Source organism: Marinobacter gelidimuriae (assembly GCF_000372805.1).
GTDB classification, from domain to species: domain Bacteria; phylum Pseudomonadota; class Gammaproteobacteria; order Pseudomonadales; family Oleiphilaceae; genus Marinobacter; species Marinobacter gelidimuriae.
Window position 1 is genome coordinate 18,936 of sequence record NZ_KB889870.1, and the last position, 14,899, is coordinate 33,834.

A 14,899-nucleotide genomic window follows, 5' to 3' on the forward strand; every position below is an offset into this window, starting at 1 on the left:
GGCGAAACTTAGTCAATCACACGGCCCCAATTACCGTGCTAGTCTGAATGACACGCTTGAGCTAATCCGCACAATAATCCGGCATCGCTCAACATTTGCACAACAACAAAACTCTCGATCTACACAACACGCAGGATCCGCCCCATGAAAAATGTCCCTCTGTACCTTGCAGGTGAATTTGTTCAAAGCCAGACCGACAGCTGGATTGACGTGACCAATCCCGCCACCAATGAAGTCATCGCCAGGGCCCCTAGTACCACGCCTGCAGAGATGCGCAAGGCCATCGATTTTGCGGCTGAAACCTTCAAAACCTGGAAAGAAGTGCCAGTGTCAGAGCGGGCAAGGGTGATGCTGCGCTATCAGGCGTTGCTGAAAGAACACCACGATGAAATTGCCGAAATCCTGGCCCAGGAAACCGGTAAAACATTTGATGATGCAAAGGGCGATGTGTGGCGCGGTATCGAAGTGGTTGAGCACGCCGCCAACGTAGCGTCGATGATGATGGGCGAAACCGTTGAAAACGTGGCCCGCGGAGTCGACACCCATTCCTGGATTCAGCCCTTGGGCGTGTGCACAGGTATTACTCCGTTCAACTTCCCCGCAATGATTCCCCTGTGGATGTTCCCCATGGCCATTGCCTGTGGTAACACCTTTATTCTGAAGCCGTCGGAACAGGATCCCCTGACACCGACACGTCTTGCTGAGTTGTTCGAACAGGCCGGCGCGCCCAAGGGCGTTTTGCAGGTCGTTCACGGTGGTAAAGAGCAGGTAGATACCCTGCTGAACGACCCTGCCGTCAAAGCGATTTCCTTTGTTGGTTCTGTGCCTGTTGGGCGCTACATCTATGAAACCGGCACCCGCAATATGAAGCGTGTGCAGTCTTTCGCAGGCGCTAAAAACCACATGGTTATCATGCCGGATGCCGACAAGCAGCAGGTGCTCAACGCTCTTGTAGGCGCCTCTGTAGGCGCCGCAGGGCAGCGCTGCATGGCCATTTCCGTTGCCGTGTTCGTAGGCGAAGCCCGCCAGTGGATTCCGCAATTAAAAGAAGCTATGGCCAAAGTGCGCCCCGGCGCCTGGAACGATTCCGGCGCCAGCTACGGCCCGGTTATCAGCCCGAAAGCCAAAGAGCGTGTCGAGGCGCTGATCGCAACGGGTGAAGCCCAGGGTGCCCAGCTGCTGCTGGACGGCCGCAATTGCACCGTGGACGGTTTGCCGAATGGCAACTGGGTAGGCCCTACACTGTTCGCCGGTGTGACCAGCGAAATGGACATTTACAACGAAGAGATCTTCGGCCCGGTGCTGTGCTGTTCCGAAGTAGATTCCCTGGGCGAAGCCATCGACTTCATCAACCGCAGCCCTTACGGCAATGGTACGTCTATCTTTACCGGTTCTGGCGGTGCAGCCCGTCGCTTCCAGCACGAAATTGAAGTCGGCCAGGTGGGTGTGAATATCCCCATTCCGGTGCCCCTGCCGTTCTTCTCGTTCACCGGCTGGAAAGGTTCTTTCTACGGTGATCAGCATGCCTACGGCAAGCAGGCCGTGCGTTTCTACACCGAAACCAAAACCGTCACCTCGCGCTGGTTCAGTTCGGAAGCCACCAGCACCGAAGCCAACTTTTCTATTCAGTTGCATTGATTTTGTCGGTAACAGGAGCCAGCTATGAACTTTGACCTGACCGAAGACCAACAGGCGTTTCGCGAAGCGGCTCGGGCATTTGCGCAAAAATCCATGGCGCCTTTCGCCGCGCATTGGGACGAGGAGAGTATTTTCCCGAGAGACGTGCTGCGTCAGGCGGGAGAAATGGGTTTTTGTGGGCTCTATACGCCCGAAGCCTTTGGTGGCATGGGGCTTTCGCGCCAAGATACCGCGGTGATTGTAGAGGAGCTGGCCGCGGCTTGTCCCTCTACCGCAGCGTTCATCACCATTCACAACATGGCGACCTGGATGCTGGCCAGTTTTGGCACAGACGAGGTCAAGCAGAATGTGGTGCCTACCCTGGCCAGCGGTGAAAAACTGGCGTCTTATTGCCTGACCGAGCCCGGCGCAGGTTCCGATGCAGCAAGCCTGCGCACCAAAGCCGAACGGGATGGCGATGATTACGTCATTAACGGCAGCAAGGTTTTTATTTCCGGTGCTGGCGCAACCGATGTGTTGATTCTGCTGGCTCGTACCGGCGGCCCGGACAGCGGTGCCAAAGGCATTTCTGCGTTTTTGATTCCGGCGGACGCCGACGGCGTGTCCTATGGCAAAAATGAAAAAAAAATGGGCTGGCACAGCCAACCGACCCGCTCGGTCACACTTGAAAATGTGCGGGTGCCGGTGGCGAACCGCCTTGGCGCCGAAGGCGAGGGTTTTGCCATTGCCATGAAGGGCCTTGACGGTGGCCGCTTGAACATTGCCACCTGTTCCCTGGGCGGTGCCCAGGCGGCGTTGCTACGTGCCCGTGACTACATGCACGCCCGCGCCCAGTTTGGTAAACCGCTGGCGGCGTTTCAGGCTCTGCAATTTAAACTGGCGGATATGGCCACCAATCTGGTTGCAGCGCGGCAAATGGTGCGCCTGGGCGCGTTCAAATTAGACAACGGCGACCCTGAAGCCACACTGCACTGCGCCATGGCCAAACGCTTTGCCACCGACGTGTGTTTCGACGTGGTCAACGACGCCCTACAACTGCACGGTGGCTACGGCTATATTCGGGAATACCCCCTTGAGCGATACCTACGGGACTTGCGGGTGCACCAGATTCTGGAAGGCACCAACGAAGTCATGCGCCTGATTGTGGCTCGCCGCATTCTGGAGCAGGGCGTCGCGGAAGCGATTCAGTAGCAGAAACCATTCAACATCACATTGCGGAGATCTTATGAGCGACACACTCGAATTTAAGAGCGATAAGCTGCAACTGGAAAAGCGCGGCCACATTGCCGTGCTGACGATCAGCAACCCACCGGCGAACACCTGGACCCGCGATTCGTTAAGCAAACTACAACACACCATCGCTGAATTGAACGCTGACAAAGACATTTTTGCGTTGGTGGTTACCGGCCAAGGCGAGAAATTTTTCTCTGCCGGAGCGGATCTGAATGCCTTTGCCGACGGCGACATTGCCCGCGCCACAGAACTGTCCCGGGCTTTTGGCGCAGCGTTTGACGCGCTAACCCACTTCCGCGGCGTGTCCATTGCGGCCATTAACGGTTACGCCATGGGTGGCGGCCTGGAATGCGCGTTGGCCTGTGATATCCGAATTGCTGAAGAGCACGCGCAAATGGCTCTGCCAGAAGCAGCCGTCGGCCTGCTGCCCTGCGCTGGCGGCACTCAAAACCTGCCATGGCTGGTGGGCGAAGGTTGGGCCAAGCGCATGATTCTGTGTGGTGAGCGCCTGAAAGCCGACAAAGCCCTGAGCATTGGTCTGGTGGAAGAAGTGGTTCCCACCGGCCAAGGCTTGGCGAAAGCTATGGAGCTGGCAGAAGGCGCTTGCAAGCAAAGTCCGTCGTCCATTGCTCGCTGTAAGAATCTGATCATGAACGTGCGCGACGGTCATAACCATGAGGACGGCTGGCGCTTGGAGCGGGAACTGTTCATCGAGCTGTTTTCTACTGAAGACCAGAAAGAAGGCGTCACTGCGTTTTTAGGCAAGCGCAAGCCGCAGTGGAAAAACCGCTAACGCCAATCCGACACATGGGCCAAAGGATTCACCATGAGGGATCAACCGATTGTATTTGAGCAGTGGCAAACGTCAGGCGACGCCACCATCGGAGTCGTGCGCCTGAACGCGCCGCGCTCGCTGAACTCTCTGTCACTGGAAATGATTCGCCTGCTGACGCCACAGCTGAAAGCCTGGGCTGAAGATGACCGGGTACGCGCTGTGTGGCTGGAAGCCGAAGGCGACAGTGCGTTTTGTGCCGGCGGCGACATTGTTGCGCTGTATCGCAGTATGACGGAGGCCGGAAGCGCTGATATTGGCAAGGCGTTCTTTACCGAAGAATACGAACTGGACTATCTGATTCACAGCTACCCCAAACCGGTTGTGTGCTGGGGCCACGGCATTGTGATGGGTGGCGGCATGGGCATCATGCAGGGCGCTTCCCATCGGGTAGTGACCGAAAGCTCAAAACTGGCAATGCCTGAAACCACCATCGGGCTTTACCCGGATGTGGGCGGCGGCTGGTTTCTCAATCGCTGCCCCGGCCGCACCGGCCTGTTTTTGGGCCTGACGGGCGCCCGAATGAACGGCGCTGATGCGCTTTTCACCGGGTTGGCTGACCGTTTTATAAAGCACGAGTTGAAGGCTCAGGTTGTCGCTGAGCTGACTGGCGCCGATTGGCACAACCGTCACGGCGAAGAGGTCGTAGGCTCGGTATTGCGTCAGTTTGAGCTGCAGAGCGCCGAGGCGCAGCCGGCTTCACCCGTTCGCGATCACTTTGACGAGATCAACCGTGCCACCGACGCCGACACCCTGGGGCAGACCATTGCCCAGTTGAAGGAACTGGCGTCTGGCGATGGCTGGCTGGCCAAAGCCGTGAAGCCACTCGCGGCAGCGTCGCCGGTGGCTCTCGCGTTGGTGTGGGAGCACCTGCACCGCTGCCGCCTGGATGGCCTGAAGCAGGTATTTGACAAAGAATTGCTGCTGTCGACCAACTGCCTTAGCAAAGGTGAGTTTGCCGAGGGCGTGCGGGCTCTGCTGATCGACAAAGACCAGCAACCAAGATGGCGTTACGCCACCCTGGCGGACATCGATAACGAATGGATTAACGGCTTTTTTGTTTGTTTGAGCCTGTTAGAGCCGCCATGAGCAGGGCACTTAACAGCACTTAACAAAAGAAGCCACACTAAAACAAAAGAGGGAAATACGATGGCAATTATTTCATTTATTGGCCTTGGTAATATGGGCGGCCCTATGGCCAGCAATCTGCTGAAAGCCGGCCACCAGGTCACCGTGTTTGATTTGTCGGCAGACGCCGTTAGCGCGCTGAAAGCCGAAGGTGCAAGCAGCGCCGACACCGCTCATGAAGCCGTAAAAGGCGCTGAGTGCGTGATCACTATGCTGCCCGCTGGCCAGCACGTAGAAGCGGTTTACCTGGGCGCTGAAGGCTTACTGGCAGCTCTGCCTGAAGGCACCCTGGTGATTGATTCTTCGACCATTGCCCCGGAAACGGCCAAAAAAGTAGCGGCGCAAGCCTCAGAACACAAAGTTCGCTTTCTGGATGCACCGGTGTCCGGTGGCGTCGGTGGCGCAAAGGCCGGCACGCTAACGTTTATCTGCGGAGGCTCCGAGGCCGATTACGCGGCGGCCCAGCCCATTCTGCAGGACATGGGTAAGAATATTTTTCGAGCTGGTGAACACGGTTCGGGGCAGGTGGCCAAAATCTGCAACAATATGTTGCTGGCCATTCTGATGGCGGGCACCAGCGAAGCACTGGCTCTGGGTGTTAAGAACGGGCTGGACCCAGCTGTACTGTCGGAAATCATGAAGCAAAGCTCTGGCGGTAACTGGGCGTTGAACGTGTATAACCCCTGGCCGGGAGTGATGGAAGCGGCGCCGGCATCACGCAACTACGAAGGCGGTTTTTTGGTAAAGCTGATGACCAAAGACCTGGGCCTGGCGTTCGACAACGCGGTGAAAAACCAGGCGTCGATTCCCATGGGTTCACTGGCTCGTAACCTGTTCTCGCTGCACGCGGGGCAGGGCAACGCGGATCTGGATTTTTCCAGTATTCAGCGGCTTTACAGTCCTGAGTAAAGTGGAAGAGCTTATATATTACGGTAATGCGCCAGCTCAGCGGCGCAGGTAAACTGTCTGTAAGCTTTGTTAGCCGCCGGTGTTCCATGTGGTTTATGAGGCGTCCACACATTTGCCGGCAGTGGCCTCTTCAGGGGGCTTTGCCGCACGGCAGCAGGCCTATTGCGAGCATGGAAGAAAAACACACAGTGAGTCCCTGGGAGCCCGAGCCGTCGCGGCAGAAAACCATCGCCGATTTGGCGACCCCCATTTACGGGCTATTGGCCTGCCCGACCCGGCAGTGTGGGGCCTGTTGGTGTAGTACTGGCTGTGCCGCTGATGACAGTCATTCAAGTTGTACTAAAACAGATTCCACGCCTCCGTCCAGTTTACAGTTTATAAAATTATTGCACGCTAAGAAGCAGATAACGGTTGCCCGGCGGGGTCTTGGCCTAAAGTTTACCTTTACGTAAACTAGTACCTGTGATAAATCTGGTGTATGTAGAGTCATAGACAAAAATAACAGGAGCAAAAAATGAGCCTTCCGGAATACGTCGATGCGTACAACAATTTTGACCTTGCTGCTCTGGAGGCCGAGGTATTGGATGGTCGTCTGGACAGCGGGCTGAATGTTTGCCATGAAATTTGCGATAAATGGGCAGCCAATGCCGAAAAAGTTGTGCTGTATTACGAGACGGAAGACGGCGGTGACGGCGTTCTTACCTTTGCCGAGCTGAGACAGGCGTCCGCCCGTTTTGCCAATTACCTGAAGTTGCAGGGGGTGGGCAAGGGCGACCGTGTTGCGGGTTTGTTACCGCGCACACCGGAGCTGCTCATTGTTATGGCGGGCGCTTGGCGCATTGGCGCTGTCTATCAACCGCTGTTTACGGCGTTCGGATCTGGATCCATCGAATACCGCCTGGAACGGGCGAGCACCAAATTGATTGTTACCAACCCGGCAAACCGTTCAAAACTGGACGATGTTCAAAACTGCCCGCCGGTATTGTGTGTCGATTCGGCGGAAGCTGGCCATGGTGACGCTGATTTTTACCAGGCGCTGGGCGAGCAGTCCGATCACTGTGAGCCGGTGCTGATTAAAGGCACTGATCCTTTCCTGCAAATGTTTACTTCGGGCACCGTGGGCAAGCCCAAAGGAGTGTCTGTTCCAGCCCGGGCATTGTTGTCATTCTACGTTTACATGCGCGATGCCGTAGGCCTTCGTGACAGCGACACATTCTGGAACGTGGCAGACCCGGGTTGGGCCTACGGCTTGTACTATGCGGTTATCGGGCCGCTGCTGATGGGTCACGCTACCCACTTCAATCCCAACGCGTTCACCCCTGAAAGCACCTACGACATGATCCGCAAGTACAAAATCACAAATCTTGCGGCGGCGCCCACGGCCTATCGGTTGTTAAAAGCGAATGATCACGTGCTGCCTGAAGGTGAAAATCTCGGGCTACGGGTAGCGAGTAGCGCCGGTGAGCCCTTGAACCCAGAAGTGGTTAACTGGATTCGCCGTCGTCATTTCTGCGAGGTAAAAGATCACTACGGCCAGACTGAAACGGGCATGACCTGCTGCAACTTCCATGGTTTGGCGCACCCGGTAAAAGAGGGTGCCATGGGTTTCTCATCGCTAGGCCATCGTGTGGTAGCGCTGAATGAAAAGCACGAAGAGGTGGGTGCCGGTGAAGCCGGGCAGGTCGCCATTGATGTGGCTGCATCACCTTTGTTTCATTTCGATGGCTACACCTGGAGTGAAAAAGATCCGTTCGCCCATGGTTACTACCTGACCGGCGATATGGCCATTAACAACGGCGACGGCAGTTTCTCGTTCAGTGGGCGCGACGACGACATCATTACCACCTCAGGTTATCGAGTGGGGCCAGCCGATGTTGAAAGCTCATTGTTGGAGCATCCGGCTGTGGCGGAATCTGGTGTGGTAGCCAAGCCCGATGAAAAGCGTGGCGCCATCATCAAGGCCTACGTAGTGATCAAAAGCGACCAGATTCCAGCCGATGACCAGGTTTTGAGAGAAGAACTGCAGAACCATGTGCGCCGGCGTCTGTCCACCCACGCTTTCCCACGGGAAATTGAGTTTGTTGACGAGCTGCCAAAAACGCCGAGCGGCAAGATACAGCGCTTTATTCTGCGCGATCGCGCCAGGGAAGACGCCAGCGAATGATGGTGACAATGGAGCAGTTGCAGGCTTTTCTGGACGAGCAGTTTCCGCAAGGCGCCGCGTTCGGCACCCTGTGCGAGCTGGGCGATGGCACCGCCGAAATGATGCTCGACGTAGACGAAACCCATTTGCGCCCAGGCGGCACCGTGTCTGGGCCGGTGATGATGGGGCTGGCGGATGTCACGCTCTACGCGGCGCTGCTGTCCAAAATCGGCTTGGTGCCGCTGGCGGTTACCACCAACCTGAATATTAATTTTCTACGCAAGCCAGTGGCGCACCAGGCCATATGGGCCCGTGCCACCATGCTTAAGGTGGGTAAAACAATGGCGGTAGGGGAGGTGTTTATATACTCGCGCGGAGTCGAGGAGCCAGTCGCGCACTCTACGATGACCTACTCTATACCGCCGCAACGCTGACAGAGGGGCTCCAGCATTGTGCCCACAGTTGGTCAGCAAAAAACACGGAAAAATCGCGGAATTAAAAATTGACGTTTACGTATACGTCAATCCAATCTATGATTAGTTCTGATGTACAACAATAACAAAGGCAGATTGGCTCATGAGCGAAGAGTACGTGCTGGAAACGCGCAACCTCGTTAAGGAATTCAAAGGCTTTGTCGCCGTTGACGACGTTAACCTGAACATCCGCAAAGGCCATATTCACGCGCTGATAGGGCCTAATGGCGCAGGAAAGACCACGGTGTTTAACCTGCTCACAAAATTCCTGATTCCTACTCGAGGCCAGATTTTATTCAATGGTCGCGATATCACCACGATGAAATCCGCCGCTATTGCCCGCGAAGGCGTGGTGCGGTCGTTTCAGATTTCGGCGGTGTTCCCTCACATGACGGCCCTGGAGAACATCCGGGTGGCGTTGCAAAGCTTTGAAGGCAACTCATTCAGTTTTTGGAAATCCGGCAACTGCCTGAACAAATTGAACCATCGCGCAATGGAGTTGCTGGATTCGGTAGGGCTCGCAGAGTTCGCCCACATTACCACCGTCGAGCTGGCCTACGGCCGCAAGCGCGCGTTGGAACTGGCCACCACTCTAGCGATGGAACCGCAGTTGATGTTGCTGGACGAGCCCACCCAGGGAATGGGTGCTGAGGATGTTGATCAGGTGGTCGAACTGGTGCGCAAAGCGGCCGTGGGCCGCACCGTGCTGATGGTGGAACACAATCTTGGGGTTGTCAGTAAACTCTGCGACTGCATCACTGTGCTGGCCCAGGGGGCGGTGCTTACCGAAGGCGACTACAAAACCGTGTCGGCAGACCCGCGGGTGCGGGAAGTTTATATGGGCAGCGCCAGCGATTCTAAGGCGTCAGAAAAGGAGGTAAACGCATGAGCCCGGCTGTCCCAAACCAAGTTGGAAAAAAAGACTACGAACAGCTCCGTGTTTCTGGCTTGCATGCGTTTTACGGCGAATCCCACATCCTTCACGGTATTGATCTGGTGGTGAATCGGGGTGAGCTGGTTACCCTGCTCGGGCGCAATGGCGCCGGGCGTAGCACCACGCTCAAAGCTATTATGAACATGGTGGGCCGGCGCACCGGTTCGATCATGATCAACGGTGAAGAAACCATGAGTTGCGCGCCCCGCCACATAGCGCATCTGGGCGTGGGGTTCTGTCCCGAACACCGCGGAATTTTCGCGGCGCTGAACGTAGAGGAAAACCTGACGTTGCCGCCTGTTGTGCGCAGTGGTGGTATGAGTCTGGAAGAAATTTACACCATGTTTCCTAACCTGTATCAGCGCCGCGCCAGCCCTGGCACCAAACTGTCAGGCGGCGAGCAACAGATGCTGGCTTTGGCACGCATTCTTCGCACCGGTGCCAATATGCTGCTGCTTGATGAGATTACCGAGGGCCTGGCCCCGGTGATTGTGGAAAAGCTGGGTGAGGTTCTTATGAATCTCAAAAGTAAAGGTCTGACTATTATTCTGGTAGAGCAGAATTTCCACTTCACTGCGCCTCTGGCGGATCGGCACTACGTGGTCGAGCATGGCCAGATTGCGGAGGAAGTAAGTGCCTCAGAGCTGGACTCCAAGCGCTCTTTGCTGAACGGCTATCTGGGGGTGTAATCACAAAAACTTGAGGAACGGGGTTCAGTAAAAACAAGTGTAAGTGCAGTAATCGACGTCGAAAACCAATAAAAATCACGCATGAACGTAGTGGAGAAATAACAATGACAATGATAAAAAAGCTGCTGACCACCGCCATAGCAACTACCTTGATGGCAGGCGCTGCCCAGGCAGAAATTTCCAATGATATGGTTAAAATCGGCTACTTGGCCGATATGTCAGGCACCTATCGTGACCTGGCGGGTCCAAATGGCCTGATAGCCCTGGAAATGGCTGTGGCCGACGTTGGTGGCCAGGTGAACGGCAAAAAAATTGAAATCGTCAGCGCAGATGACCGCAACAGCCCGGACGTTGCCTCCAGCACGGCGCGTCGCTGGGTTGAAAATGACAACGTCGACATGATTGCCGGCCTGGTGGCATCGTCGGTCAGCATCGCGGTCAGCGACATTCTGGAAGAAAGTGGCAAACTGGGCATTGTGTCCGGGTCTGCGGCCTCCAGCATTACCAACGAGCATTGCACGCCTAACCACATTCACTATGTGTATGACACCTACCCACTGGCCAACGGCACCGCCAGCGCCATCGTAAAAGAGGGTGGCAAAACCTGGTTTATCCTCGCCGCCGATTACGCCTTTGGCCACGCTCTGGAGGCAGACGTAACAAAGGTAGTGGAAGCCAACGGCGGTGAAGTCATCGGTAATATTCGCCACCCATTCCCGACACCGGACTTCTCCTCGTTTATTCTGCAGGCACAGGGCTCTGGCGCCGACGTTGTAGCGCTTGCCAATGCCGGTGCGGACACGACCAACGCTATCACTACGGCTGGCGAGTTTGGGCTCACCCAGTCGGGCCAGACGTTGGCCGCCTTGCTGCTGTTCCTCACCGACGTACACGCACTCGGCGCTGAAGCGGCCCAGGGTATTCAGCTGACCACCGGCTGGTACTGGGATATGAATGCCGACGCCCGTGCCTGGTCCGATCGCTTTATGGAAGAAACCGGAGTGCGCCCAACCATGGTTCATGCCGGCATCTACTCCAGCACCATTCAATATCTGAATGCGGTAAAAGCCACGGGTTCGGACGAAGCTCAAGCAGTGCGCAAGCAGATGATAGCAACGCCCATCAACGATATGTTCGCCACCAACGGCCGCATTCGTGAAGACGGCCGCATGGTCCACGATATGTACCTGGCGCAGGTGAAAACCCCGGCCGAGTCCACAAACGAATGGGATCTGTACAACATCGTGCGCACCATTCCGGCTGAGGAAGCTTTCCGCCCGCTGTCTGAAAGCCAGTGCCCGCTGGTAACCAGCAAGTAAGCGGTTGAACCATGGGGCTCCCGGCATTCCCGGCGGGGAGCCCTCGGAATCAAGCAGAACGGGCACCAGTCCCTGGTGCCCCCTGCATTGCTTTTGGAGTTAGCTACATGTCCATGATTCTGGGAGTCCCCGTCGCTGTGCTCTTCGGCCAGTTACTGCTTGGGCTGATTAACGGAGGCTTTTACGCGCTGTTGAGCCTGGGCCTCGCTGTCATTTTTGGTCTTCTGAAAATTATCAACTTTGCCCACGGCGCCCTGTATATGCTCGGCGCCATGGCCACAGTCATTCTGTTCGATACCCTGGGTATCAGCTATTGGGCGGCGCTGTTTGTCGCGCCGATTCTGGTGGGCTGTGTGGGTGTTGCCATTGAGTATTTCCTGCTGCGTAAAATCGCGGGTCAGGATCATATTTACAGTCTCTTGTTGACCTTTGGCGTCGCGCTGATCATTCAGGGCGTGCTGACCAACATGTACGGCGTGTCTGGCTTGCGTTACTCCATGCCTGACGTGTTCAAAGGCGGCATGAATCTGGGCTTCATGTTCCTGCCTTATTATCGCGCCTGGGTGATCGTGATTGCGCTATTGGTGTGCTTTGGTACCTGGTTCATGATTGAAAAAACCAAGCTCGGTGCTTATCTGCGGGCCGGCACCGAAGATTCGCAACTGATGCAGGGCTTTGGCATCAACGTGCCCTTGCTGGTCAGCCTTACCTTCGGCTTTGGGGTGATGCTGGCGGCTTTTGCCGGCGCGCTGGCGGCACCGATTTACTCGGTCACACCGGTGATGGGCTCGCATATCCTCATTGTGGTGTTTGCGGTGGTGGTGATCGGCGGCATGGGCTCGATTTCCGGTGCAATCATTACCGGGATTCTGATGGGGGTGGTGGAAGGGCTGACCAAAACATTCTACCCACCGGCCTCGTCGGCAGTGATTTTTCTGGTGATGGTGGTTGTGCTGTTGGTGCGCCCATCCGGCTTGTTTGGAAAGGAGGCGTAACCATGAGCAATTCCGTAAATCCGGCGGATATTCACAAAACCATGCTTGATCAGCAAAAATCAGATCATCGTAGACGCTTGATATTGAATCTGGTGTTGCTAGCGCTGCTTGTGGCGGCACCGATGGTGATGTACCCGGTGTTTCTGATGAAAATCCTGTGCTTTGCCTTATTTGCGGTCGCGTTTAACTTGCTGCTGGGCTTCACCGGTTTGCTGTCGTTTGGCCATGCAGCCTTCTTGGCCAGTGGTGCCTATACCACCGGTTATCTGTTAACCACTTTTTCGGGTTTGAGTACTGAGCTTGGCATTATCGCCGGCACACTGGTGGCAACCTTACTGGGTCTTGGCTTTGCACTGGTGGCTATTCGCCGCCAGGGTATTTACTTTGCGATGATCACCCTGGCGCTGTCACAACTGGTTTTTTTCTTCTTTGTGCAATCGAGTTTCACCGGCGGCGAAGACGGCTTGCACGGCATACCCCGTGGTCAGTTCCTGGGGCTGATCGATTTGAATGATAATCTCAACATGTACTATTTTGTGCTGGCGGTGTTTCTAGCCGGGTATCTTTTTGTTCAGCGGATTGTGGGCAGCCCTTTTGGCCAGGTGCTCAAAGCCATCAAGCAGAATGAGCCACGGGCGATTTCCCTGGGCTATAACGTCAACCGTTACAAGATCATCGCTTTTGTGATTTCAGCAGGCCTGGCAGGTTTGGCCGGATCCATGAAAACCGTGGTATTCCAGCTGGCCTCTCTCAATGATGCTCATTGGCACATGTCCGGCGAAGTCATTCTGATGACGTTGCTGGGCGGCACCGGAACCCTGTTGGGCCCGGTGGTGGGCGCGGCTTTTGTGGTTAACCTGGAATATCAGCTGTCGCAAGGCCCGCTGGGTGACTGGGTAGATGCGATTCTTGGCGCTATCTTTGTACTGACCGTGCTGATGTTCCAGAGCGGGATTGTTGGCCAGGTACAGAAGTTCATGAAGAAAAATATCGGTTAATCATAAGATAGGAGATATAAAGTAGGGGACAGATTTCAAATCTGTCCCCAAAATCGGTCCCCGGTTTTGGCAATCACCAGATCGTCCAACGATAGGGTAAACGCCAGCAACCAGCCAGACGCCAGCGCCGGGGTAATCACCGGCAGTGTCACCACAAAAAACGTTTTCAACGGCGTGCAGCCCAAATCCATGGCGGCTTCTTCAATCGAGCGGTCCACTTCCTGCAAGCGCGCGCTAACCACCACAGCCACATAAGCGCTGCAAAAGGTGGTGTGGGCAATCCAGATGGTCACCATGCCTCGGTCGGCAGGCCAGCCGGTCAAAGGCTTTGGCCGAAATCTGCCTGGCCACGCAGTGGTTGGATGGCACCACCAAATCGTAGCCGGAGCGGCCCGACAAGAGGGCGGCTTCCAGCACTTCGTTGCTGTCGTACACGTCATAAATGACTTCACCACGAGGACGCACGGAGCGCTACAAAAATTTTAGTTGCGGGCTTTAGGTTTGTACGGATCGGTGTGTTTCTCGTCCTGGCGACTGAGGGTGATCGCAGGTTCTCAGCCTTCCCGGGGCATTTTGGTGAGTATTTTAGGGTCAGGCTCGATACGTTCAATTCAGTGCGAGCGTAACAGCCTGGTCGGCATGAATGTCTGTTGTGTCATAAAGCGCAACCTGTGTGTCGGAGGCTTGGATGAGCAGGCCGATCTCGGTGCACCCTAAAATAACGGCCTGCGCCCCTCGAGCGGCCAATGCAGCGACCACATCAAGATACCAGGCCTTTGACTCAGGATTAACGATGCCCTGACACAGTTCGTCGTAGATTATTCGGTGGACCACAGCCCGTTCGTTATCACTTGGAATGATAACGGTGATGCCCTTTTGCTCAAGCCGTTCCCGGTAGAACGCCTGTTCCATCGTGAATTGGGTGCCAAGCAGTCCCACCGAGGTTATTCCATCGTTGAGCAGCGCTTTAGCGGTGGCGTCGGCAATATGAAGCAGGGGCATGGCCGTGGTCTGCTCAATTTGCGGGGCAACCTTGTGCATGGTGTTGGTGCAAATAACCAGAAAATCGGCCCCGGCGGATTGCACGGATTGCGCTGCGGCTACCAGTATTTTGGCCGCTCCCTCCCAGTCGTCCTGGTGCTGGAGCGCTTCAATCTCGGAAAAGTCCACGCTGTAGAGTATGAGTTTTGCCGAGTGGAGCCCGCCGAGCTGTTCGCGTACTTTCTGGTTAATCAGGCGGTAATAAGTCTGAGTTGATTCCCAGCTCATACCGCCGATAAGGCCAATGGTTTTCATGTAACCTCCTTGTTAACAAGGCGCCGGTTTCCTGGGCGTAAAATAATGAGTGCGTGTCTCAGGCAAAGACGGTGTCAGCCTACAAACATCTTTTTGGCCAGTGGCAGGCCGCGTAAACCGCTCACTGCCACTGCCGTTAATAGCCCGTCAATCATGGCGCCTACTACGCCGCACGTCATGATGTCCTGGCCTGTCAGGTATAGGCCGGCGGTGTAGTGCTGTTCAAACACTGCCACCTTTTTACCCAGTTTGCTCATGCAAGCCGCCGCGGCTAGCCCGCCAATGCCAGAGCCAATCACAATGGCATCGGTG

The 14,899-nt window shown here is 55.7% G+C and carries 13 protein-coding genes and 3 pseudogenes; 12 read left to right on the plus strand and 4 right to left on the minus strand.

The window, feature by feature from the left end; genetic code table 11:
• Positions 1-144 precede the first annotated feature (144 nt).
• The 12 genes from A3OI_RS0104755 (at position 145) to A3OI_RS0104810 (ending at position 13,291) form a co-directional block, all read left to right on the plus strand.
• The gene (locus A3OI_RS0104755) at positions 145-1,638 is read left to right on the plus strand and encodes a CoA-acylating methylmalonate-semialdehyde dehydrogenase (protein WP_018403175.1); all 1,494 of its coding nucleotides are present in this window, start codon (positions 145-147) and stop codon (positions 1,636-1,638) included.
• A gap of 24 nt (positions 1,639-1,662) precedes the next feature.
• Positions 1,663-2,829: an acyl-CoA dehydrogenase family protein gene (locus A3OI_RS0104760; protein WP_018403176.1), complete on the plus strand. Its 1,167-nt coding sequence runs from the start codon at positions 1,663-1,665 to the stop codon at positions 2,827-2,829.
• A gap of 34 nt (positions 2,830-2,863) precedes the next feature.
• Positions 2,864-3,664: an enoyl-CoA hydratase gene (locus tag A3OI_RS0104765; protein WP_018403177.1), complete on the plus strand. Its 801-nt coding sequence runs from the start codon at positions 2,864-2,866 to the stop codon at positions 3,662-3,664.
• Between the two features lie 33 nt (positions 3,665-3,697).
• Positions 3,698-4,792 carry an enoyl-CoA hydratase/isomerase family protein gene (locus A3OI_RS0104770; RefSeq protein ID WP_018403178.1) on the plus strand — a complete coding sequence of 365 codons (1,095 nt, stop codon included), beginning with the start codon at positions 3,698-3,700 and terminating at the stop codon, positions 4,790-4,792.
• A 60-nt stretch (positions 4,793-4,852) separates the two neighbouring features.
• The gene (gene mmsB / locus A3OI_RS0104775; RefSeq protein WP_018403179.1) at positions 4,853-5,740 is read left to right on the plus strand and encodes a 3-hydroxyisobutyrate dehydrogenase; all 888 of its coding nucleotides are present in this window, start codon (positions 4,853-4,855) and stop codon (positions 5,738-5,740) included.
• A 514-nt stretch (positions 5,741-6,254) separates the two neighbouring features.
• Positions 6,255-7,904: an AMP-binding protein gene (locus A3OI_RS0104780; protein WP_018403180.1), complete on the plus strand. Its 1,650-nt coding sequence runs from the start codon at positions 6,255-6,257 to the stop codon at positions 7,902-7,904.
• The gene (locus A3OI_RS0104785) at positions 7,901-8,317 is read left to right on the plus strand and encodes a PaaI family thioesterase (protein WP_018403181.1); all 417 of its coding nucleotides are present in this window, start codon (positions 7,901-7,903) and stop codon (positions 8,315-8,317) included. The genes A3OI_RS0104780 and A3OI_RS0104785 overlap by 4 nt, the downstream gene beginning before the upstream one ends.
• A 142-nt stretch (positions 8,318-8,459) precedes the next feature.
• On the plus strand, positions 8,460-9,245 hold the full coding sequence (locus tag A3OI_RS0104790) for an ABC transporter ATP-binding protein (protein WP_018403182.1): 786 nt from the start codon (positions 8,460-8,462) through the stop codon (positions 9,243-9,245).
• Entirely contained in the window at positions 9,242-9,979 is a 738-nt protein-coding gene (locus A3OI_RS0104795) for an ABC transporter ATP-binding protein (protein ID WP_018403183.1), read from the plus strand. The genes A3OI_RS0104790 and A3OI_RS0104795 overlap by 4 nt, the downstream gene beginning before the upstream one ends.
• A 104-nt stretch (positions 9,980-10,083) precedes the next feature.
• Positions 10,084-11,298 carry an ABC transporter substrate-binding protein gene (locus A3OI_RS0104800; RefSeq protein WP_018403184.1) on the plus strand — a complete coding sequence of 405 codons (1,215 nt, stop codon included), beginning with the start codon at positions 10,084-10,086 and terminating at the stop codon, positions 11,296-11,298.
• Between the two features lie 107 nt (positions 11,299-11,405).
• Positions 11,406-12,293 (plus strand): branched-chain amino acid ABC transporter permease, encoded by an 888-nt coding sequence (locus A3OI_RS0104805; RefSeq protein ID WP_018403185.1) that lies wholly within the window; start codon positions 11,406-11,408, stop codon positions 12,291-12,293.
• Positions 12,294-12,295: 2 nt separating this feature from the next.
• Positions 12,296-13,291, plus strand: a complete 996-nt coding sequence (locus A3OI_RS0104810) for a branched-chain amino acid ABC transporter permease (RefSeq protein WP_018403186.1) — start codon at positions 12,296-12,298, stop codon at positions 13,289-13,291.
• Positions 13,292-13,359: 68 nt separating this feature from the next.
• On the opposite strand, the pseudogene A3OI_RS0104815 reads toward A3OI_RS0104810, so the two are convergent.
• The 4 genes and pseudogenes from A3OI_RS0104815 to A3OI_RS0104825 all read right to left on the minus strand — a co-directional run.
• Positions 13,360-13,614 (minus strand): annotated as a pseudogene (locus A3OI_RS0104815) (ABC transporter permease subunit); the annotation flags it as partial.
• Positions 13,604-13,741: pseudogene (locus tag A3OI_RS21670) on the minus strand (spermidine/putrescine ABC transporter substrate-binding protein PotF); the annotation flags it as partial. The pseudogenes A3OI_RS21670 and A3OI_RS0104815, both read right to left, overlap by 11 nt.
• A 156-nt stretch (positions 13,742-13,897) precedes the next feature.
• Positions 13,898-14,587: an aspartate/glutamate racemase family protein gene (locus tag A3OI_RS0104820; RefSeq protein WP_018403188.1), complete on the minus strand. Its 690-nt coding sequence runs from the start codon at positions 14,585-14,587 to the stop codon at positions 13,898-13,900.
• A gap of 74 nt (positions 14,588-14,661) precedes the next feature.
• A pseudogene (locus A3OI_RS0104825) lies at positions 14,662-14,895 on the minus strand (NAD(P)-binding protein); the annotation flags it as partial.
• Positions 14,896-14,899 lie beyond the last annotated feature (4 nt).

Excerpts from the sequence above, each read along its gene's own strand:
- A3OI_RS0104765 (WP_018403177.1), top strand. The coding sequence starts at position 2,864 with ATGAGCGACACACTCGAATTTAAGAGCGATAAGCTGCAACTGGAAAAG.
- mmsB (WP_018403179.1), top strand. The coding sequence starts at position 4,853 with ATGGCAATTATTTCATTTATTGGCCTTGGTAATATGGGCGGCCCTATG.
- A3OI_RS0104805 (WP_018403185.1), top strand. The coding sequence starts at position 11,406 with ATGTCCATGATTCTGGGAGTCCCCGTCGCTGTGCTCTTCGGCCAGTTA.
- A3OI_RS0104755 (WP_018403175.1), top strand. The coding sequence starts at position 145 with ATGAAAAATGTCCCTCTGTACCTTGCAGGTGAATTTGTTCAAAGCCAG.
- A3OI_RS0104820 (WP_018403188.1), bottom strand. The coding sequence starts at position 14,587 with ATGAAAACCATTGGCCTTATCGGCGGTATGAGCTGGGAATCAACTCAG.
- A3OI_RS0104780 (WP_018403180.1), top strand. The coding sequence starts at position 6,255 with ATGAGCCTTCCGGAATACGTCGATGCGTACAACAATTTTGACCTTGCT.
- A3OI_RS0104790 (WP_018403182.1), top strand. The coding sequence starts at position 8,460 with ATGAGCGAAGAGTACGTGCTGGAAACGCGCAACCTCGTTAAGGAATTC.
- A3OI_RS0104760 (WP_018403176.1), top strand. The coding sequence starts at position 1,663 with ATGAACTTTGACCTGACCGAAGACCAACAGGCGTTTCGCGAAGCGGCT.
- A3OI_RS0104785 (WP_018403181.1), top strand. The coding sequence starts at position 7,901 with ATGATGGTGACAATGGAGCAGTTGCAGGCTTTTCTGGACGAGCAGTTT.
- A3OI_RS0104810 (WP_018403186.1), top strand. The coding sequence starts at position 12,296 with ATGAGCAATTCCGTAAATCCGGCGGATATTCACAAAACCATGCTTGAT.
- A3OI_RS0104795 (WP_018403183.1), top strand. The coding sequence starts at position 9,242 with ATGAGCCCGGCTGTCCCAAACCAAGTTGGAAAAAAAGACTACGAACAG.
- A3OI_RS0104800 (WP_018403184.1), top strand. The coding sequence starts at position 10,084 with ATGACAATGATAAAAAAGCTGCTGACCACCGCCATAGCAACTACCTTG.
- A3OI_RS0104770 (WP_018403178.1), top strand. The coding sequence starts at position 3,698 with ATGAGGGATCAACCGATTGTATTTGAGCAGTGGCAAACGTCAGGCGAC.